Here is a 21338-nt window from a genome sequence, read left to right on the forward strand (position 1 = left end):
CCATGGGTGCCCAGCTAAGGCTGCTGAGGCGGCGGATCACGTCGGTCAAGTCGACCGCCAAGATCACGCGCGCCCAGGAGCTCATCGCCTCTTCACGGATCGTGAGGGCGCAGCAGCGGATGCAGGCGGCGATCCCGTACGAGCGTGAGATCACTCGCGCCGTCACCGGCGTCGTCAGCAACGCGGCGAGCGTCGACCATCCGCTGACCGTGGCGAAGGAGAACCCCGCCAGGGCGGGCGTCCTCATCGTCACCAGCGACAGCGGGTTCTGCGGCGGCTTCAACGCCAACGTGCTGCGCGAGGCCGAGGCCCTGCGCGGTCTGTTGGAGAGCCGCGGGCTGACCGTGACGCCGTTCGTCACCGGGCGCAAGGGTGTCACCTGGCACACCTTCCGCAACCGGGAGATGGGCGGCAGCTGGGTCGGCTTCTCCCGTAAGCCGGCCTACGCCGACGCCAAGGAGATCGCCGAGATGCTGATCGACTCGTTCAAGGACGAGAACGGCATCGACGAGATCCACATCGTGTCGACCGAGTTCGTCTCGATGCTGGCGCAGAACGTCGTGGTCAAGCGGGTCCTGCCGCTGGAGGTCGAGGAGACCGAGGCGACCGAGTCCACCACGATCCCGCCGTACTTCGAGTTCGAGCCGACCGCGGGCGACGTGCTGGAGTCGCTGCTGCCGCGCTACGTGGAGTCCCGTATCTTCACGGCGCTGCTGCAGTCGGCGGCCTCCGAGGAGGCCGCGCGGCGGCGCGCCATGAAGTCCGCGACCGACAACGCCAACGAGCTGATGCGGGTGCTGACCCAGCAGATGAACCAGGCTCGCCAGGCCGAGATCACCCAGGAAATCAGCGAGATCGTCGGTGGCGCCAACGCGCTGGCTGACGCCGCAGCCGGGAAAGAGTGAAATGACTGCAGAGGCTGTTGAGACTGTAGAGAGTGCCGCGGGCGGCACCGGCCGGGTGGCCCGTGTCACCGGCGCCGTCGTCGATGTGGAGTTCCCCGTCGAGGCGATGCCCGAGATGTACAACGCGCTCAAGGTCGAGGTGACCCTCGGCGGCGAGACCAAGACCCTCACCCTCGAGGTCGCCCAGCACCTGGGCGACAACGTCGTCCGGGCCATCTCCATGCAGCCCACCGACGGTCTGGTCCGCGGCCACGCCGTGACCGACACCGGCGCGCCCATCTCGGTGCCCGTCGGCGACGTCGTCAAGGGCCACGTGTGGAACGCGCTGGGCGAGACGCTCGACGTGCCGACCTCCTCGCTCAAGATCACTGAGCGTTGGGGCATCCACCGTCCGTCGCCGGCCTTCGACCAGCTCGAGTCCCGTACCGAGCTGCTCGTCACCGGCATCAAGGTCATCGACCTGCTCACCCCGTACGTGCAGGGTGGCAAGATCGGTCTGTTCGGTGGCGCCGGTGTCGGCAAGACCGTTCTGATCCAGGAGATGATCCGCCGCGTCGCCCGTAACTTCGGTGGCACCTCGTGCTTCGCCGGTGTGGGCGAGCGCACCCGTGAGGGCAACGACCTCTGGCTGGAGATGGAGGAGGCCGACGTCCTCAAGGACACCGCGCTGGTGTTCGGCCAGATGGACGAGCCGCCGGGCACCCGTCTGCGGGTCGCCCTGACGGCGCTGACGATGGCCGAGTACTTCCGCGACGTCCAGAAGCAGGACGTGCTGCTCTTCATCGACAACATCTTCCGCTTCACGCAGGCCGGTTCCGAGGTCTCCACGCTGCTCGGCCGTATGCCGTCCGCCGTGGGTTACCAGCCGACGCTGGCCGACGAGATGGGTGTCCTCCAGGAGCGCATCACCTCGACGCGCGGTCACTCGATCACCTCCATGCAGGCGATCTACGTGCCCGCCGACGACATCACCGACCCGGCCCCGCACAACGCGTTCGCGCACCTCGACGCGCAGACCGTGCTGTCGCGGCCGATCTCGGAGAAGGGCATCTACCCGGCGGTGGACCCGCTGGACTCCTCCTCCCGGATCCTCGACCCGCAGATCGTGGGCGAGGAGCACTACCGGGTGGCCCAGGAGACCAAGCGGATCCTGCAGAAGTACCGCGAGCTGCAGGACATCATCGCCATCCTCGGTATCGACGAGCTCTCCGAGGAGGACAAGGTCACCGTCCAGCGGGCCCGCCGCATCGAGCGCTTCCTGTCGCACCCGATGTACGCGGCCGAGGCCTTCACCGGCCAGCCGGGCGAGACCGTGCCGCTGGACGAGACGATCGCCTCGTTCAAGGGCCTGTGCGCCGGCGAGTACGACCACCTGCCCGAGCAGGCCTTCTTCATGGTCGGTGGCATCGACCAGGCCATCGCCAAGGCGAAGGAACTCGAGCGCTAGTCGCCCCGGCCATAGGGCGGGCGCGGCCCGTCCGGAGATACGGTGGTGGTGCGGCCGAGGCCGCGCCACCACCTGATCGGAAAGGAACCTGCACAAGTGGCCAAGCTACGCGTAGGGGTTGTCTCACCCGAGCGTGAGATCTGGTCGGGCGAGGCCGACATGGTGATTGCCAAGACCGTGGACGGCGAGATCGGTATTATGCCGCAACACGCACCCGTGCTCGGTGTTCTCGTCGAGGGCGGCGTGCTGCGCGTCAAGCGTGCGGAAGGCGAGCTGGTCGCGGCCGTCCACGGCGGGTTCATCTCCGTGGCCGACGACGAGGTGTCCGTGCTCGCCGAGGTGGCCGAGCTCGGTTCCGAGGTCGACGTCGCGGCCGCGCGTGACGCGCTGGAGCGTGCGCAGGCCTCGATCGAGGCCAACCAGGAGGACGCCGACGCGGCGGTCGAGGCCCAGCGTGCCAAGGCCCGGCTGCGCGCCGCAGGCGAAGAGGTCTGAGGAACAACAAGCTAGGGGGCGGCATTGGTGGCAACGGTATTCATCTGCGTGCTACTGGTCGCCGCCCTGGTGGTCCTGCGCGGCTTCACGCTGGCCCGCTCGCGCGGCAGCGTCCCCTGTCGGCTGCGGGCAGCCGGCCACGGCTGGCGCGGCGGGGTAGCCCGCTACGCCGACGGGGAGCTCCACTGGATCCCGCTCATAGGTCTGCGACTGAGGCCGCGCCACGCGATCGCGAGGCGCGGCCTCGTCGTTTCGTCCCGTCGCGAGCTGGACAACGGGCTGTACGCGATCGACTGCGGCGGCTCCGCGAAGAACATCTCACTGGCGATGAGCGCCGATGCCCTGACCGGCTTTCTCGCCTGGCTGGAGTCCGCTCCGCCCAGCGCCTATCTCGACGTTGCTTAGATCTCTCTCTGTCACGGCACGGCCGAGCTGACCGCCACCCCGCGTACGGGGCCGAGGGCCTCCAGGGGGACGCCCTCTGACCCGCACGGGGCCGGCCGCCGTCACGGCCCGCCGCACCCGTCCGAGCGGTTCGCCCCCTGACCACGTAGGTGGCCTAGCGGGTGGCGCCCGGCTTCCAGAGGATCTCCTCGCCCCCGTGGGCGACGCGGCAGAGGATGAACAGCAGGTCCGACAGGCGGTTCAGGTAGGCCGCCGTGAGCGGGTTCATGTCGTCGTGCGCCTCCAGCGCGGCCCAGGTGGTGCGCTCGGCGCGGCGTACCGTCACGCGGGCCACGTGCAGCGCGGCCGTCGCCGGGTCGCCGCCGGGCAGGATGAAGCTGCGCAGCGCCTTCAGCGGCTCGTTGAAGTGGTCGCAGAGCTCCTCCAGCCGGTCCACGTACGCCTGCTCGACCCGCAGCGGCGGGAACTCCGGTTCGGCGACGACCGGCGTGGCGAGGTCGGCACCCAGGTCGAACAGCTCGTTCTGCACGCGTGACAGCACGTCCGCCACCTCGGCCGGGAGCGTGCCGTGGGAGAGCGCCACTCCGAGGTGGGCGTTGGCCTCCTCGACGTCGGCGTAGGCGGCCAGCCGCGAGTCCGTCTTGGGGACGCGGCTCATGTCGGTGAGCGCCGTGGTCCCGTCGTCGCCGGTGCGGGTGTAGATGCGGGAGAGGACGACCGGCTTGTCCTTGTCCGAGCGCGTCATGGGGTCAGCGTAATGACAAATGTCATCGAGAAGGGACGCGGGGCGCATGTCGGAGCCATGATTTCTCCGACTACCAGGGCGAATGCCGCTGACGGCACTATTGCCTCATGACGAAGGAGAGGACCTGATGCTCGAGATCAGCGAGCTGCGTAAGCGCTTCGCGGGCGGGCCCGGCTCGCCGGAGGGCAAGCTGGCGCTGGACGGGATCGGTTTCGCCGTGCGGCCGGGTGAGATGTTCGGGTTCGTCGGCGCGAACGGCGCCGGCAAGACGACGACGATGCGGATCGTCATGGGCGTGCTCCAGGCCGACGCCGGCTCGGTGAGCTGGCAGGGCCGCCCGCTGGCGTACGAGGACCGGCGCCGGTTCGGCTACATGCCGGAGGAGCGCGGGCTGTACCAGAAGATGCGCGTGGCCGAGCAGATCGAGTACTTCGGCCGCCTGCACGGCCTGAGCGGCGCGCGGGCCGCCGAGGCCACGGCCGCGCTGATCGAGCGGCTGGGCCTGGGCGAGCGGCGCGACGACGCCGTGGAGGGCCTGTCTCTGGGCAACCAGCAGCGCGTGCAGCTCGCGGTCGCGCTGGTGCACGACCCCGAGGTGCTGATCCTGGACGAGCCGTTCTCCGGGCTTGACCCGCTGGCGGTCGACACGCTGGCCACGGCGCTGCAGGAGCGCTGCCGGGGCGGCGTGCCGGTGATCTTCTCCAGCCACCAGCTCGACCTGGTCGAGCGGCTGTGCGACTCGGTCGGCATCGTGTCGTCCGGCCGGATGGTGGCGAGCGGAACGGTCACCGGCCTGCGGGCCGCCGAGGGCGGCACGCTGCGCGTCGTGGTGCGCGACCCGGCTCCGGCCTGGGCCGACGGCCTGCCCGGCGAGCTGAGCGTCGTGGACGGGCGGCACGTCCTACTCGTGAACGCCGCCGCCGGCCGCGACCCAGGCGACGACCAGGAGATCCTGCGCCGGGCCATGAAGGCCGGGCAGGTCGAGCACTTCGGGGTCGAGCAGCCGACCCTCACCGAGATCTTCAAGGAGGCCGTGGCATGAACGGGCTGGCACTGGTGGCGCGCCGGGAGATCGCCACCCGGATCAGGACCAGGGCGTTCCTCGTCAGCCTCCTCGTCACCGCGGTGCTGGTGGGCGCCGCCGCGTTCGCGCCCAAGCTGATGGGCGGCCCCGACTCGTACACGCTGGGCACCGTGAACGCGCAGCGGCTGCCGCTGGAGGCGGCGGCGCCGGAGTCGGAGTTCGCCTGGAAGGCGTTCCCCGACGAGGCGGCCGCCAGGAAGGCGCTGCTCGGCGGCGACGTGGACGCGGTGCTCGTCGGCGACGCCAAGGTGCTCACGGACGGCGAGATCGACCAGGAGCTCGGCGTGCTCCTGCAGAGCACGAATCGTGAGGTGAAGCTCGGAGCCTCAGGGGTGCGGATCGCGCCGCTGCAGATCGAGTCGGTCGGCGCCGACACCCGTTACCAGGCGGCCCGCACGGGCATCGCCGTGGTGCTGGTGCTCGTGCTGTTCATGCTGCTGATCGGCCAGGCGACGATGGTCGGGATGGGCGTGGTGGAGGAGAAGGGCAGCCGGATCGTGGAGATCCTGCTGACCTCGATCCGCCCCTGGCAGCTGCTCGGCGGCAAGATCCTCGGCTTGGGCGTGCTCGGGCTGGTCAATCTGGTCACGATCCTCGTGGTGGGCGTCGCCGCGGCCGTCGGCTCAGGGGTGGCGACGGACTTCCCGCCGGGCATGCCGGGCATCGTGGCCGGCGTCGTCGTCTGGTTCGTCCTCGGCTACGCGTTCTTCGCGACGCTGGCCGCGGCGCTGGCCTCGCTGGTCTCGCGCCAGGAGGAGGTCGGCAACGTGATGTCGCCGCTGACGATGCTCATCATGGTGACCTACGGCGTCGCCTTCTACGCGACCGCGGAGCCGACCGGCACGCTGGCCACCGTGATGTCGATGATCCCCCCGTTCTCCTCGATGGTGATGCCGGTGCGGACCGCCGCGGCCGAGGTGCCGCTGTGGCAGATCGGGCTGGCGCTCGCGCTCATGGCGGCGGCCGTGGTGGCCGTGCTGGCCCTCGGCGCGAGGGTCTACGAGCGGGCCGTCCTGCGCACCGGTGCCCGGGTCCGGCTCGGCGACGTGCTGCGCACCAAGTAGCGCGGGCGTAGGTGGGGGAGATCGCGCAGGCGCGCCGCCTGTGCTGGTGGATGCTGAACTCGTTCCTCGGGCTGCTGTGGGGCGGGATGGCGCTGAGCGCCCTGGCCGAGGCCGGCCGGGGCGCTCAGCCGTGGCCGCTGCCGGCCGTGTCCGTGGCCGCCGCGGCCGGGTTCACGGCGCTCTATTTGCGGCTGGTGAACGCGGTGATCGAGTCGAGGTACCCGGTGCGGTCCATCGTGGCGAGCGGGATCCTGGCGGTGGTGGCGGCGGGGACGGGCGGGGCGCAGCCGTTCGGGGCGGGGCTGGCGCTGGTGGCCTGGCTGGCCGTCGTCGCCGTCGGTGTCCCGCGCCGGCGGGCGTTCGCGCTGGGGGCGGGCACGACACTCCTGGGGGTCGCGTTGAGCGTCGCCGCCGCGGCGACCGGGTGGTGGCAGCTGCTGGACATGCCGGACGCGCGGGGACCGGTGTGGCTCGGCGCCGTGGCCGTCTCGAACACCTTCATGTACGTGGTGATGTGCCTGGCCTGCGTCGTGTCCAACCGGCTCTGGGTGTGGATCTACCGGCTGGCCGTGCGGGCCCACGAGGGCATGGAGGCGCACGCCCGGCTGGCCGTCGCGGAGGAGCGGCTGCGCTTCGCCCGGGACCTGCACGATCTCGTCGGGCACCGGCTGTCGGCCATCGCCGTCAAGACCGCGCTGGCCGTGCGCCTGTCCGACGCCGACATGGGGGCGGCCCGCGACGAGATGGCCGCGGTGAACGGCCTGACCCGTACGGCCCTGCGCGAGCTGCGCGAGGCGGTGCGCGGCTACCGGCGGCTGGACCTCGGCGCCGAGCTTGCCAGCGTGCGGGGGGTGCTGGAGGCGGCCGGCGTCCGGTGCGAGCTGCGCCTGCCGTACCGGGAGCCGCCGGAGGAGGTCGCGGCCGTGTTCGCCTACGCCGTGCGGGAGGCCGTCACGAACGTGCTCAAGCACAGCGCGGCGACGTACTGCGCGATCACGCTGAGCTTCACCGCCGAGCGGGCCGAGCTGGAGGTGCGCAACGACGGCGCGCAGACCCGGCAGCCGGACGGTGAGACGGGGCACGGGCTGCACGGGATGCGGGAGCGGATGGCGTCGCTGGGCGGCGAGATCACGGCCCGGCAGGGGACAGACGGGCACTTCATTCTCAAAGCGGTCGTGTCACTGCCGATTCCTGGGTAGGGGTAAAGAATCGGAGGGAGTTTCGGCCCTCCCGAACGCCCTGCCACAGGGTAAGCCGGCATCGCGTGCGGTCGCGCGGTGTGAATGAGGAGGTGGCATGCGAGTCCGGGGCAATCCGAAAGCCCAGGTGGTGCAGATCGGCGCCCGGCTCGACGCCGGAACGTCGGCCGGGGTCCGCGCCCGGCTGCACGACGCGGTGGACTCCGGTGAGGGAGACCTGATCCTCGACCTGTCCAAGCTGGAGATGATCGACGCCACCGGCCTGGGAGTTCTCGTGGGCACGCATCGGCGCGCATCCGCCGGGGAGCGCCGCCTCGTCCTCCGGGGAGTGCCGCCGCGGATCATGCGCGTCCTGGCGGTGACCCGGCTGAACCGGGTGCTGCGCGTCGAGGCGGAGGAAGCCGCGGTGGCCTGACGGGGCGGCGGCTCATCGCGGAGCGGGCGACGACGATGCCGTGGCCCGCTCTCTTCGTGTCCGGAAACCGGCGTTCGCGAAAAAACAACAGCCTAAATACCGATTGGCAGGGGTGTTTTATCCCCGTCTCGCACCGCAAAGTAAGCACAATCCGTAATCAACGCTTCACGGGTCACCGAGCGATCTGCGGAAGATGTGCGAGGCCACCTCGACGAGTTCGCCGATGTCCGGCGAAGGGCTCGAGAGGATCCATTCGATGAGCAACTCTTGTAGCGCTCCAATAGCGCCGAGCGCCACGAGCCGCCGATTGAGGCCGCCGCCCACCGGGAATTCGGCCGACGCCTCCTCGATCAGCCGGGCGAACGCGTCCACCGCGCGCTGCCGCGAGGCCGTCAGAACGTCACCCGACCGGCGCACCTCAAGATGCATGATCCGGGCCCGCCGCCAGTCCGCCGTGGCGAATTCGATATACGCGCGGATCCCGGCCTCCACCTTGCCCTCAAGGCTGTGCGGGGCCTCCTGCAGGACCTTGGCCACGTGGGAGAGGCTCTCCTCCACGCAGCGTTCGTGCAGTGCCTGAAGCAGCTCCTCGCGCCCCCCGAAACATTCGTAGAAGGCGCGGTTGGAGATCCGCGCCTCCGAGCACAGCCTTTCGATGGTCGTCGCCGCGAAACCCGGCTTCGCGTATAGCGTGTACGCGGCCGTCATCAGCCGCTCGCGTCTGTCTGCCAGCCTTTGCTCGGCTGACATTCCCCGGTAAGACCGGTTCACATTCCACCCGTCCAACATGATCGTGGCCCCCAGAGCACACAATTATGGACGGATGATCCGCTTTGGGAAAGGGCGCGGAGTTTACCTCTTACGTCGGCCGACCAAGAACGTGACAATCCTGATCGGCCGCTCAAGCTCCTCGGGCCGGCAGGCGAACGAGGTGAGGTTCATGCCGGGCAGTGCGAAACGCCGACTGCCCACCCACCGCCTGCGCGTCCTGATGGGGGGAGCGTCAGAAGAGGGTGGGGTTCTCCGGCTCGATGCCGCGCAGCGCGGCGTAGTCGAGGGTGACGCAGTCGATGCCCCGGTCGGCGGCCAGCACGCGCGCCTGCGGCTTGATCTCCTGGGCGGCGAACACGCCGCGCACCGGCGCGAGCAGCGGATCGCGGTTGAGCAGCTCCAGGTAGCGGGTGAGCTGCTCGACGCCGTCGATCTCGCCGCGCCGCTTGATCTCGACCGCCACGGTCGCGCCGCCCGCGTCACGGCACAGGATGTCGACGGGGCCGATCGCCGTCATGTACTCGCGGCGGATGAGCGAGTAGCCGTCGCCGAGCGTCGTGATGTGCTCGGCCAGCAGCTCCTGCAGATGCGCCTCGACGCCGTCCTTGATCAGGCCCGGGTCGACGCCCAGCTCGTGGCTGGAGTCGTGCAGGATCTCCTCCATGGTCAGCACCAGCTTCTCGCCGGTCTTGCCGTGGGTGACCGTCCAGGTGCCGCCGTCCTCCTTGAGCTTGCACGGCGGGTTCATCCAGTTGAGAGGCTTGAAGGCACGGTCGTCGGCGTGGATGGACACGCTGCCGTCCGCCTTGATGAGAACGAGCCGGGGAGCCATCGGCAGGTGCGCCGTGAGCCGTCCGATGTAATCCACGCTGCATCGCGCGATGACCAACCGCATGACGGTCCACCTTAGCGGCTCTGGAAAACTGGACGCATGGCGTTCGACAGCGTGGGAGCGACGGCACTCCCCATCCGGGTGGCCGGGATGACATGAGCCCGCGCAGAGCCCGCCGCAGGGAGCCCCCGCCCCGCCCTGCCGGCTTCCCCCGGGGCACGGACCGTGTCGAGGAATGGCCCGACGGCGAGTGGAAGGTGCGCATGCTCACCGGCGCGTCGTCCGGCAAGAGCTACCGTTGTCCGGGCTGCGACCAGGAGATCCCCGGTGCCAAGCCGCACGTGGTGAGCTGGCCGAACTGGCCCGGCGGCGACGAGGAGCGGCGACACTGGCACACGGCGTGCTGGCGCAAGCGGCTCGACCGCGGTCCGGGCCGCAGCCGCTACTGACGCCTGACCCCTCCTTCCGCAGACGAACCACAGGCGCACGAACCACAGGCGCACGAACTCTCGAAGGGACCGAAGTGGAGATCCGCGCGGGCACCGAGCTGCCGGCCAGGCGTGAGCCGATCGAACTGCACACCGGCGACGGCCTGACCCTCGTGGGGGAGCTGGCCCAGCCCCTCGACCGCCCCCCGGTGGCCACGCTGGTCACCCTGCACCCGCTGCCCACCCATGGCGGCTTCATGGACAGCCACGTCTTCAAGAAGGCGGCCAACCGGCTGCCCGCGCTCGCCGACCTCGCGGTGCTGCGCTTCAACACGCGCGGGACGTCCTCCGAGCGCGGCACCTCACAGGGGGACTTCGACGGCGGCGAGGGCGAGCGCTTCGACGTGGCCGCCGCCCTGGAGTACGCCGAGTACCACGACCTGCCCCGCGTGTGGGTGCTCGGCTGGTCGTTCGGCACGGAGCTGGCGCTGAAGTGGGCGCACGACCCGCTGGTGGAGGGGGCGATCCTGCTCTCGCCGCCGCTGCACCGCGCCAAGGACGACGACCTCGACGCGTGGGCGCGCTTCGGCCGGCCGCTGACGGTGCTGGTGCCGGAGTTCGACGACTACCTGCGGCCGGAGGAGGCGCGGGAGCGGTTCGCGCGGGTGCCGCAGGCCGAGGTGATCGGGGTGGACGGGGCCAAGCACCTGTGGGTGGGGGAGCCGTACGTCCGGATCGTGCTGGACGAGATCGTCAAGCGGGTCAACCCGGCCGCGTACCCGCTCCCCACGCACGTCTGAGCGCACAGGCGGACACGCCTGTGGAGATTTTCTTCACTCCGAAGATTGTTCTGATGAAATCTGTCAGAAGATCTGGACGAAAGCCACATCATGATTAACAATCCGAGCAACTGAAGATCGTGGAGGCGCCGGGCGGGCTGACCGCGCGGCGTCCCGCCTCGGCGCTTGCGAGGGCGGATGCGCGTTGGTCGTGGGCTCGTCGTGATGATATTGGCAGGGGCGGTCGCGGCGGCGCCCCTGGATGAACCGGCTTCGGCCGCCGCACTCCGACAACAGGTTCCCTCCCACGACACCCTCCGCGGGCCGGCCCCCGGGGGGACGGGCGCCGACCCGGCCGAGACCTCCGCGCTGGCGCTGGCCCGTCGCGACGGGAAGCGGGTCGAGGTCGAGTCGTTGCGCACGGAGACCCGCCAGGTCTTCGCCAAGCCCGACGGCACGTTCACCCTGGAGCAGTACGCCCGTCCGGTACGCGTCCGCAAGGCCGACGCCTGGGTCCCCGTGGACACCACGCTGCGCCTGCGCCCCGACGGCGCGGTGGAGCCGGTCGCCGCGGCGGCCGGTCTCAGGTTCTCCGGCGGCGGCCCCGGCCCGCTGGCCCGCCTGTCGCGCGGGGCCAAGGCCCTGGAGCTCGGCTGGCAGGGCACCCTCCCCAAGCCCACCCTCAACGGCGACACCGCCACCTACGCCGAGGTCATGCCGGGAGTGGACCTCCAGGTCACCGCGGACGTGGACGGCTTCTCGCACATCCTGGTGGTCAAGTCGCGTGAGGCGGCGGCGAGCCTGACCGACCTGACGTACCCGCTGACCACCAGCGACCTGTCGCTGAAGGCGGACAAGGCGGGCAACCTGGAGGCCCTCGACGGTGGCGGCGGGACGGTGTTCATCGCGCCCACGCCGACGATGTGGGACTCCGAGGGCATCACCAGCCCGCAGGCGCTCAAGGAAGGCCGCTCCCCGGAAGCCAGGCAGGCCACGATGGGCGTGGAGCTGGCGGGCAGGCGGCTCCGGCTGAAGCCGGACAGGAAGATGCTGGCCGACCCCAAGACCCGCTTCCCCGTCTACCTGGACCCGTACTTCTCGGCCGCGCGCGGCTCGTGGACGGCGGTCTGGAGCAACTGGCCCAGCTCCAACTACCTGAACTCCAGCGACGTCGCCAGGGTCGGCCACGTCGAGTCGCAGAAGAACCGGTCCTTCTTCCAGATGTCGTCCGGGACGACGATCCACGGCAAGCAGATCATCAAGGCGACGCTGCGCACCTACGAGACGTGGTCGTACTCGTGCAGCGCCCGCAAGGTGGAGGCCTGGGGAACCGGCGCGATCAGCAAGAGCACCACCTGGAACAACCAGCCGTCGTGGACCAGGCTGCTCTCCACGGTGAACGTGGCCAAGGGCTGGGGCTCCTCCTGCCTGCCCGGTGGCGTGGAGTTCGACGTCACCTCGTGGGCCGCGGACGCCGCCGCCAAGAAGTGGAACTCCATGACCATCGGTCTGCGCGCCACCAGCGAGACCGACGTCTACGCCTGGAAGAAGTTCAAGAACAACCCGACCGTCGTCATCGAGTACAACTCCATCCCGTCCGACCCCGTGGCCGCCGACGCGTGGTCCGACCCGGGCGGCGCCTGTACCTCCGGCGAAGGGCGGCCGGTCATCCCCACCGCCACGCCGAAGCTGTGGGCCAAGCTGAAGGACGCCGACAACTCGGTCAAGGGCCGGTTCGAGTGGTACAACGCCGCCGGGACGAAGACCGGTGAGTACGTCACCGCGACCGGCTCGTCCGGCGGCGCCTACTATGCGACGATCCCGACGAGCCTGTACGCCGACGGCGCGCTCATCCGCTGGCGGGTCCGCGCCGAGGACGGCAAGGCCACCAGCGCCTGGAGTCCCTGGTGTGAGGCCACCGTGGACGCCACGGCCCCCGGCAGGGAGCCGGTCGTGACCTCGCCCGAGTACGCCGAGACCGGCTGGAGCGACGGCGTCGGCCTGGCGGGCACGTTCAGGTTCGAGCCCAACGGCGTGCCGGACGTGGCCGCGTATGTCTACGGACTCGACACCACGCCCAAGACCGAGGTCGCCCCGGGCGCCGACGGCACGGCCACGATCGCGCTCACCCCACGCCATGACGGGCCCAACGTCCTGTCGGTGCGCAGCAAGGACCGCGCCGGCCAGTCCGGCCCGATCCGCACGTACGTCTTCAACGTCAACTCGGGCCGGGCGCCCAGCGGCCACTGGGCGCTGGACGAGGGCCAGGGCACCGTGGCCGCCGACGCGGCCGACGCCCACCCCGCGACGCTGAACGGCGCGACGTGGACGGCCGGCAAGACCGGGTCGGGGCTGCGCCTGGCCAGTGCGTACGCGCAGACCTCCAGCCCCGTCATCGACACGAGCCGCAACTTCACCGTCACCGCCTGGGCCCGCCTGACGGCCAACACCGCCACCGCCACCGTGCTCACCCAGGAAGGGGCGAGGACCGGCGGCTTCGCGCTCCAGTACTCGAAGCCCGACGACCGCTGGGCGCTGGCCCGCGCCGGAACGGACGCCGACGGCGCCGCGACGGTTCGCGCCCTCTCCGCGGCGGCCCCGAGATTGAACGAGTGGACTCACCTGACCGGCGTCTACGACGCCGCGGCGGGCCAGATCTCGCTCTACGTCAACGGCAAGCTGGAGTCCACGGTCGCCTGGACGAAGCCGTGGAACGCCACCGGGCCACTCACGATCGGCCGCGGCAAGGTCAACGGCGCCGCGGCGGAGTTCTGGCCGGGCGACGTGGACGAGGTCCGCGTCTACGGCCGGGCGATGTTCGCCGACGAGGTGGCCGACCTGGTCAACAGCGCCGCGACCCTGGTCGGGCACTGGGAGCTGGACGAGGAGACCGGCGTGACGGCCGCCGACTCCTCCGGCCGCGGCACGGCGGCGACCCTCGGCGGCGCCGCCTCCTGGACCGCCGGCTGGCTGGACGGCGCGCTGGCGCTCGACGGCGTCAACGGTTACGCCCAGGCCGCCGCTCCGGCCGTGAACACCAAGGCCGGGTTCACGGTCGCGGTCTGGACGCAGCTCGACTACCTGCCGGCCCGGGACGCCTCAGCCGTCTCCCAGCCGGGCAGCCGGGCCGCGGGCTTCCAGCTCGGCTTCGACAAGGAGCAGAGCAGGTGGACGCTCGGCATGGCGGCCTCCGACGCCGACACCGCCGCGCTGGTGCGGGCCCGCTCGGACGCCGTCGCCGTGCCCCTGGAATGGACGCACGTGGCCGGCGTCTACGACGCCCTGCGGAGTGAGCTGCGCGTCTACGTCAACGGGCAGCTCACCACCACCAGCGTCACCAGCCACGCGAGCGCGTGGAGCGCCGTCGGCGCCCTCCAGCTCGGCCGGACCAAGAGCGCGGGGGCCTTCACCGGCTACTGGCCCGGGACGATCGACGACGTACGCCTCTACGACGGACCCCTCAGCGTCGAGCAGATTGCCCAGCTCGCCGCCCAATGAATCCGCCGGGGGCCTCGACCGAGGCCCCCGGCCCCTTCCACGACCCCTCAGATCTCGCCGAATCCGCCCAATAACCCCCCTTACCGATTGGGTGATCATGGATACACCGTCCGAGTCAGATCTGTCCGAGTCCTACTGGAATCGTTTACAGGGCGCGATGCGCGAGTCGGCGTGGCCACGCCGACTGGCGGCCGTGCTGTCCGTCCTCGTCCTCGCACCCCTGGCGCCCGCCCAGCCCGCGAGCGCCGCGCCCCGCACGGCACCGGCGGTGCAGAAGGAGAAGCCCGTCACCGGCAAGCCCGTGCCGGTGCTGCCCGAGCTGGCCGACCCGACCGAGAAACAGGCGTGGAAGGCGCCGCCAGGCGTGACCTGGCCCAAGCCGCAGGCCGTCGAGCTGGGTGGCGCCGCCCAGCTCAAGGCCGCCGACTCGTCCTTCCCCGTACGGCTGGCCGAACCCGCGAGCGGCGACGCGAAGACGGCCAAGGCCGCCGACGCCGGTCCGGTACGGGTGGAGCTGCTCGACACCGCGCAGACCCAGCGCGCCGGCCTGCTCGGCGTCGCCCTCCGGGTCTCGCCCGGCCAGGGCGTCGCGGCCAAGGCCGGCAAGACCCGGCTCCAGTTCGACTACTCGGGCTTCCGCTACGCGTTCGGCGGCGACTACGGCTCCCGGCTGCGCATGGTCAAGCTGCCCGACTGCGCGCTGACGGCCACCACAGGAGCGAACTGCCCGCTGCCGGAGCCGGTGCCCTCCAAGAACGACACGAAGGCCGGCACGATCACCGCCGAGCTCGACACCCCCGCCCTGTACGCGGTGACGGCGGCGTCGTCGGGACCGGCGGGCGACCACGCCGCCACCTCCCTCGCCCCGTCGGCGAGCTGGAGCGTCGGAGCCCAGTCGGGTGACTTCAACTGGGACTACGACCTGAGAAGTCCACCGGCGCTGGGCGGCGACGAGCCTGAGCTGTCGATCGACTACTCCTCGCAGAGCGTGGACGGCCGCACCGCCTCCACCAACAACCAGACGTCCTGGGTCGGTGAGGGCTTCGAGCTGAACCCCAGCGGCTACGTCGAGCGCCGTTACAAGTCCTGCATGGTCGACGGCAAGAAGACCGGCGACCTGTGCTGGAGCGGGGAGAACGTCACCCTGTCGCTCGGCAACTCGGCCATCGAGCTGGTGAAGGACGCCACCACCAAGCAGTGGCGGCCCAAGCGCGACGACGGCACCCGCATCGAGTACCTCACCGGCGCCACCAACGGCGACAACAACGGCGAGTACTGGCGCGTCACCGGCGCCGACGGCACCCAGTACACCTTCGGCCTGAACCGCCTGCCCGGCTGGGCCACCGGCAAGCCGGAGACGAAGTCGGTTCAGACGGTTCCGGTGTTCGGCAACAACAGCGGGGAGCCCTGCTACAACAGCACCCCGGCCAACGCCTGGTGCCAGCAGGCGTACCGGTGGAACCTCGACTACGCGGTGGACACCCACGGCAACGCCACCACGTACTGGTACGCCCAGGAGAAGAACTACTACGGCCGTAACATGAAGCCCGAACAGGGCACCGTGTACGACCGCGCCGGGTACCTCACCCGCATCGACTACGGCTACCTGCAGAACGAGCTGTTCACCAAGGCTCCCGCCGCCCGCGTCGTCTTCGACGTCGCCGAGCGCTGCCTGCCCAGCGGCACGATCACCTGCGCCGCCGACCAGCTCAAGAAGGAGACCGCGAGCTCCTGGCCGGACGTGCCGTTCGACCAGATCTGCGACTCCGGCGTGAAGTGCACCGACCGTCTGGCGCCGACGTTCTTCACGCGCAAGCGCCTGACCAAGGTCACCACGCAGATCGTCAACGCCTCGGGCCAGTACACCCCGGTGGACTCCTGGACGCTGACACACCAGTTCCCCGCCTCCGGCGACGGCATGAGCCCGGCGCTGTGGCTGGCGTCGATCCAGCAGAGCGGCCACGTGGGCGGCACGATCACGCTGCCCAAGGTCACGTTCACCGGCGTCCAGCTGCCCAACCGGGTGGACGCCAACGAGGGCCGCGCCCCGCTGGTCAAGTGGCGCGTGCAGGCCGTGAACAACGAGTCCGGCGGCGAGCTGCGCGTCAACTACTCCGCCGCCGACTGCAAGCCCGGCGACGTGCCCACCGCCGACAAGAACACCAGGCGCTGCTTCCCGCAGCGGTGGTCACCGCCGAACGAGGCCGAGGTCACCGACTGGTTCCACAAGTACGTGGTCACGCAGACGATGGAGGTGGACCGCGTCGGCGGCGCGCCGAACGTCGTCACCGACTACGAGTACCTCGACGGCGCCGCCTGGCACTACGCCGACAACGTCCTCGTCAAGGCCGAGCACCGCACGTGGGCCGACTTCCGGGGATACGGCCGCGTACGGGTGCGCCAGGGTGACGGGCAGGACGCCAAGCGCACGCTGACGGAGTTCCGGTACTTCCGCGGCATGCACGGCGACAAGCAGGCCGACGGCTCCAAGCGCAGCGCGCAGGTCACGGACACCGAGGGCGGCAAGCTCGACGACCTGGACCAGCTCGCCGGCTTCGAGCGGGAGGAGATCCTCTACGACGGCGACGGAGGGGCCGTCCTGACCGCCACGCTGGAGGAGCCCTGGTCGGTCAAGACCGCCGAGTCCACGCAGGACGGCGTCACCAAGGCCGCGTACGTGGTCGAGCCCAAGTCCATGGTCACCCGCACCGCGCTGGAAGGGGGCAAGTGGCGGCGTACCGGCGAGGAGCGCGCGTACGACACCAAGGGCCTGCTCACCCAGGTGGAGGAGAAGGGCGACCTGGCCACGACGGACGACGACCAGTGCACCCGCTACACCTACGCCCGCAACGACACGAGCTGGATGCTCGACTACACCAGCCGGATCCAGAAGGTCGCCGCCGGCTGCGGCACCGCCGTGTCCACGCTGGCCGCCGGTGAGATCATCTCCGACGAGAAGGTCCAGTACGACAACAAGGCGTACGGCCAGGCGCCGAGCAAGGGCGACGTGACCACGGTCGAGCACACCGTCTCCGGGGACGGCGCGACGATCGTCGAGAGCACCCACACCTACGACGCCTACGGCCGCGAGACCAGCGAGACCGACGCGGTGGGCACCAAGTCCACCACCACCTACGTCCCGGCGGCAGGCGCGCCCCCGACCGAGGTCAAGGAGGTCAACCAGCTCGGCCACGTCGATCGCACGCTGCTCGAACCGGCCTGGGGAGAGCCGTACGCCGAGATCGACGCGAACAACCGCCGCACCGACATGGAGTACGACGCGCTCGGCCGCCTGATCAAGGTCTGGCAGCCCGACCGCAGCAAGGCGGCCGGGCAGACGCCCAGCACCGAGTTCTCCTACACCATGCGCACCGACGGCCCGAGCGTCGTCACCACGAAGACGCTGAACGCGGACGGCACCTACAGCGCCAGCCACGAGCTGTACGACGGCCTGATGCGCAAGCGCCAGACCCAGGAGCCCGCCCCCCGCGACGACCAGACGCAGGACCCGGCGCTGCGTGACGGGCGCACGATCACCGACATCTTCTACAACTCGCTGGGCGAGGCGGCCAAGTCCAACACCGGCTACTTCGCCACCGGGGCGCCCTCCACCGACCTGCTCGGCGTCGCCGACGCGGATGTGCCGAACCAGGTCGTGGTGACCTTCGACGGCAGCGGGGACGTCAACGCCCAGATCCTCAAGGCGAAGGGCCAGGAGAAGTACCGGGTCAGCACCACGCAGCAGGGCGACCGGATGCACGTGACGCCGCCGCCCGGAGGCACCGCCACGACCCGCATCGGCGACGCCGACGACCGGCTCATCGAGTTGCGCCAGTACAAGGGCGCCACCCCGACGGGCGAGTACGAGGCCACCAAGTACTCCTACGACCACGCCGGCCGCCTGTCCACGGTGACCGACCCGGCGGGCAACGTGTGGCGTCACCACTACGACATGCGCGGCCGCGAGATCAAGATGGAGGACCCGGACAAGGGCGTCACGACGATGACGTACAACGACGCCGACGAGTTGGTCACCACGACCGACTCGCGCGGCAAGACGTTGTACTACGTCTACGACGAGCTGGGCCGCAAGAAGGAGCTGCACGAGGGCTCCGCGACCGGTCCGCTGCTGGCCGAGTGGCAGTACGACGCGCTGGCCAAGGGCCACATGAACGCCAGCGTCCGCTACGTGGGCGGGCAGGCGTACAAGGCCGAGATCAACGCCATCGACACCGACTACCGCCCGCTGCGCGAGACCGTCACCATCCCCGAGCGGGAGGGGAAGCTGGCCGGCTCGTACGTGCTCAACACCCGCTACACGATCGACGACCAGGTGCAGTCCGTCAGCTTCCCGGCCGCCGGCGGGCTGGAGGAGGAGTCCGTCGTCTACAGCTACGACGCGCTCAGCCAGCCGACCAAGGTCACCGGCCTGTCGACGTACGTGAACGCGACCCGCTACTCCAAGCTGGGCGAGACCCTGCAGTACGAGCTGGGCTCCGGGACGAAGAAGACCTGGCTGACCTACACCCACGACGAGGCGACCCGCAGGCTGTCCCGGATGCGGGTGGACAGGGAGGGCGCCCCGGCGACCGACCTGGACCTCAACTACAGCTACGACGCGATCGGCAACATCACCAAGATCGCCGACAAGGGCGCCAGTGGCCCCGACACGCAGTGCTTCACCTACGACCATCTGCGCCGGCTGACCTCGGCGTGGACGGCCAACGACGACTGCGCCAGCGGCACCCCGCAGTCGGACAAGATCGGCGGCGTGGCCCCGTACGCGGTCAGCTACGCCTACGACTCCACCGGCAACCGGCTCAAGGAGACCAAGCACGCCTTCGGCGGCGGGGGCGCGAGCACGCGTGACTACACCTACCCGGCCGCGGGCGGCAAGCAGCCGCACGCGCTGCAGACCGTCGGGCAGGATCTGTTCGAGTACGACGACGCCGGCAACACCACCAGGCGCAAGGTCGGCAACTCCGACCAGAGCCTGGTCTGGGACGCCGAGGGCAACCTGGAGTCGGTGACGGAGGCGGGCAAGACCACGTCCTTCGTGTACGACGCGGACGGCGACCGGCTGATCCGCAAGACGCCGACCGACTCCACGCTCTACATCGACGACATGGAGCTGCGCTTCGACTTCGCCAAGGACGCCGTCGAGCAGACCCGCTACTACACCATCGGCGGCGAGCCCATCGCGGTGCGCACGCCGGACAACCAGGTCTACTTCCTGGCCAACGACCACCAGGGCACCTCGCAGGCCGCGGTGAACGCCGCGACCGGTGAGCTGGCCGTACGGAGGACGACGCCGTTCGGCGAGAACCGGGGCTCGCCCCCGGCGTTCTGGCCGGGGCAGCGCGGGTTCGTGGGCGGCACGCAGGACGCCACCACCGGCCTGGTCCACCTCGGGGCCCGCGAGTACGACCCCAAGCTCGGGCGCTTCCTGTCGGTCGACCCGGTCATGGAGGAGCAGAACCCGCAGCAGCTCAACGCCTACGCCTACGCCAACAACAGCCCCGTCACCATGAGCGACCCCGACGGGCAGCTGTTCTGGGTCGTCGCCATCATCGTGGTGAGGGTCTCGGCGCAGATCATCGCCAGGAGGCTGGCGATGGCCGCCGCCAGGCGGGCCGCCATCGCGGCGGCGCGTGCGGCGGCCAGGCGGGCCGCCATCGCGGCGGCCAAGCGCCGCGCGCTGGCGGAGGCCAGGCGGAGAGCCGCGGCCGAGGCCAAGAAGCGGGCCTTGGAGGCGGCGAAGAAGAAGGCCGCGGCCGCGGCCAGGAAGAAGCTCCAGGAACAGGCCAAGAAGAGAGCGGCCGAGAGAGCGAGGAAGGCGGCGACGGCACGGGCGCAGCGGCGGGCCGCGGCCGCGGCGAGAAGAGAGGCGAGGAGAAAGGCCGCCGACGCGGCGGCGAAGCGCCGGGCCTCCGCGGCGGCCAGAACCCGCAACAGGCGCTCCGGCCACGTCCCCAGGGGAATCCAGCAGGCCCGGCAGCGTCCGGCGCAGCGGCCCACGAGTCACAGGGCGCAGCAGCGGCAGGCACCGCCCAGGGACAGCCGGCAGCCGATGCAGCCACGGCCGAGCCAGATCTACCGCAACGACGGCTCGACCCAGCCGACCCAGTCCTACACCGTCTACCGCGACGGCCGGATGTACCCCGACGGACCGCCGCCCGCGGCCCGGCCCGGCGGCTCCGGCCAGGGTGAGCGGCAGATCTTCAGACCGGAGAAGATCGAGCCGGAGAACACCAGGACGGGCACGATCGCCGAGACCGGCTTCAAGGTGACGCAATACATGGACAAGAGCGGTCTGGCCGACGCTCTCGACATCATCTTCGGAGGGTTGGGAGGCTGACCAGCCTGTGACAGGACGCCGGCGCGGGACCCTCGTGGTCCCGCGCCGGTGGCGTTCCTGGGCGCCGAGTCCATAGAATCTTATTCGGTTTCGATTTCGAGGAGGCGGCGTGGGCGCGTTCGATCTCACTGGCAAGCAGGCTCTGGTCACCGGGGCGTCGAAGGGCATCGGACGGGCCATCGCGCTCGCCTACGCCGAGGCGGGAGCGGACGTGGCCCTCGTGTCCCGCTCGGCCGACTCCCTGTCCGAGGTCGCCAAGGAGGTCGAGGCCCGTGGCCGGCGTGCCCTGGTGATCCCCGCCGACCTCACGGACCGCGAGGCCGCCGCGGACGCCGTACGGCAGGCCGTCGAGGGACTCGGGCACGTCGACATCGTCGTCAACAACGCGGGCGGCTCGAACTTCATGGTCGAGTTCAAGGACCTGCGGCTGTCCGGGTGGGACAAGCTCATGCGGCTCAACCTCGACTCGGCCATGGTCGTCTGCCACACGATCGCCCCGCACCTGCTCGAACGCGGCAGCGGCTCGGTGATCAACGTCGCGTCGGTGGCCGCGCTCGGCGCCCCCTTCCTCGCCGGGTACGCGGCGGCGAAGGCCGGCCTGGTGGCGCTCACCAGGACGCTGGCGGTCGAGTGGGCGCAGTCGGGCGTCCGGGTCAACGCCCTGTGCCCCGGCTGGACGGCCACCGAGCTCAACCGCAACCTGTGGGAGGACGAGGCGGCGAGCCGCGCCACGGTCGGCGGGGTTCCGATGCGCCGCTGGGGGACGCCGGAGGAGATGGCGCATCCGGCGGTGTTCCTGGCCGGGGACGCGTCGGCGTACGTGACGGGTCAGGTGCTCTTCGTGGACGGAGGGTCCACGGCCATCGGCGCGAGCTGACCTGTCGTTTTCCGGTAGACCCGGGGAAACGGTCGT

General features: G+C 70.6%; 16 protein-coding genes. 13 read left to right on the plus strand and 3 right to left on the minus strand.

Features of this window, described 5'->3' with window-relative positions:
* The first annotated feature begins 2 nt into the window (after nt 1-2).
* The 4 genes from MTP10_RS17830 to MTP10_RS17845 all read left to right on the plus strand — a co-directional run bounded on the left by MTP10_RS17830 (nt 3) and on the right by MTP10_RS17845 (nt 3252).
* Nucleotides 3-905, plus strand: coding sequence for a F0F1 ATP synthase subunit gamma (locus MTP10_RS17830; protein WP_310710589.1), 903 nt, complete (start codon nt 3-5; stop codon nt 903-905).
* Nucleotide 906: 1 nt separating this feature from the next.
* Nucleotides 907-2352: a F0F1 ATP synthase subunit beta gene (gene atpD / locus MTP10_RS17835; protein WP_310710590.1), complete on the plus strand. Its 1446-nt coding sequence runs from the start codon at nt 907-909 to the stop codon at nt 2350-2352.
* A 96-nt stretch (nt 2353-2448) separates the two neighbouring features.
* The gene (locus tag MTP10_RS17840; RefSeq protein ID WP_310710591.1) at nt 2449-2847 is read left to right on the plus strand and encodes a F0F1 ATP synthase subunit epsilon; all 399 of its coding nucleotides are present in this window, start codon (nt 2449-2451) and stop codon (nt 2845-2847) included.
* 27 nt (nt 2848-2874) lie between these two features.
* Nucleotides 2875-3252 (plus strand): DUF2550 domain-containing protein, encoded by a 378-nt coding sequence (locus MTP10_RS17845; protein ID WP_310710592.1) that lies wholly within the window; start codon nt 2875-2877, stop codon nt 3250-3252.
* Between the two features lie 154 nt (nt 3253-3406).
* Here the strand turns inward: MTP10_RS17845 and MTP10_RS17850 are convergent, their stop codons facing one another.
* Nucleotides 3407-3997: a cob(I)yrinic acid a,c-diamide adenosyltransferase gene (locus tag MTP10_RS17850; RefSeq protein WP_310710593.1), complete on the minus strand. Its 591-nt coding sequence runs from the start codon at nt 3995-3997 to the stop codon at nt 3407-3409.
* 127 nt (nt 3998-4124) lie between these two features.
* Between MTP10_RS17850 and MTP10_RS17855 the strand changes: the two genes are divergently transcribed.
* The 4 genes from MTP10_RS17855 (at nt 4125) to MTP10_RS17870 (ending at nt 7759) form a co-directional block, all read left to right on the plus strand.
* The gene (locus tag MTP10_RS17855) at nt 4125-5039 is read left to right on the plus strand and encodes an ATP-binding cassette domain-containing protein (RefSeq protein ID WP_310710594.1); all 915 of its coding nucleotides are present in this window, start codon (nt 4125-4127) and stop codon (nt 5037-5039) included.
* Complete coding sequence (locus MTP10_RS17860; protein ID WP_310710595.1) at nt 5036-6145, plus strand: ABC transporter permease; 1110 nt, start codon at nt 5036-5038, stop codon at nt 6143-6145. The genes MTP10_RS17855 and MTP10_RS17860 overlap by 4 nt, the downstream gene beginning before the upstream one ends.
* 11 nt (nt 6146-6156) lie before the next feature.
* On the plus strand, nt 6157-7344 hold the full coding sequence (locus MTP10_RS17865) for a histidine kinase (RefSeq protein WP_310710596.1): 1188 nt from the start codon (nt 6157-6159) through the stop codon (nt 7342-7344).
* A 97-nt stretch (nt 7345-7441) separates the two neighbouring features.
* Entirely contained in the window at nt 7442-7759 is a 318-nt protein-coding gene (locus tag MTP10_RS17870) for an STAS domain-containing protein (protein ID WP_310710597.1), read from the plus strand.
* A 165-nt stretch (nt 7760-7924) separates the two neighbouring features.
* Here MTP10_RS17870 and MTP10_RS17875 read toward each other — a convergent pair whose 3' ends face one another.
* Both MTP10_RS17875 and nucS read right to left on the minus strand, forming a co-directional pair.
* Entirely contained in the window at nt 7925-8467 is a 543-nt protein-coding gene (locus tag MTP10_RS17875; protein WP_310710598.1) for a TetR/AcrR family transcriptional regulator, read from the minus strand.
* Nucleotides 8468-8762: 295 nt separating this feature from the next.
* A complete protein-coding gene (gene nucS, locus MTP10_RS17880) occupies nt 8763-9425 on the minus strand; it encodes an endonuclease NucS (protein ID WP_310710599.1) in 663 nt (220 codons plus the stop codon).
* A gap of 92 nt (nt 9426-9517) precedes the next feature.
* On the opposite strand from nucS, the gene MTP10_RS17885 reads away from it, so the two are divergent.
* The 5 genes from MTP10_RS17885 to MTP10_RS17905 all read left to right on the plus strand — a co-directional run bounded on the left by MTP10_RS17885 (nt 9518) and on the right by MTP10_RS17905 (nt 21302).
* Nucleotides 9518-9811: an ATP/GTP-binding protein gene (locus MTP10_RS17885; RefSeq protein ID WP_310710600.1), complete on the plus strand. Its 294-nt coding sequence runs from the start codon at nt 9518-9520 to the stop codon at nt 9809-9811.
* 74 nt (nt 9812-9885) lie between these two features.
* Complete coding sequence (locus tag MTP10_RS17890; RefSeq protein ID WP_310710601.1) at nt 9886-10590, plus strand: alpha/beta fold hydrolase; 705 nt, start codon at nt 9886-9888, stop codon at nt 10588-10590.
* A 204-nt stretch (nt 10591-10794) separates the two neighbouring features.
* Entirely contained in the window at nt 10795-14067 is a 3273-nt protein-coding gene (locus MTP10_RS17895) for a LamG-like jellyroll fold domain-containing protein (RefSeq protein WP_310710602.1), read from the plus strand.
* A gap of 97 nt (nt 14068-14164) precedes the next feature.
* Nucleotides 14165-20425, plus strand: a complete 6261-nt coding sequence (locus tag MTP10_RS17900; protein WP_310710603.1) for an RHS repeat-associated core domain-containing protein — start codon at nt 14165-14167, stop codon at nt 20423-20425.
* A 109-nt stretch (nt 20426-20534) separates the two neighbouring features.
* A complete protein-coding gene (locus MTP10_RS17905) occupies nt 20535-21302 on the plus strand; it encodes an SDR family NAD(P)-dependent oxidoreductase (protein ID WP_310710604.1) in 768 nt (255 codons plus the stop codon).
* Nucleotides 21303-21338: the final 36 nt, after the last annotated feature.

Origin of the sequence: Nonomuraea sp. 3-1Str (assembly GCF_031570565.1) — a bacterium.
In the GTDB taxonomy this organism is placed as follows: Bacteria; Actinomycetota; Actinomycetes; order Streptosporangiales; family Streptosporangiaceae; genus Nonomuraea.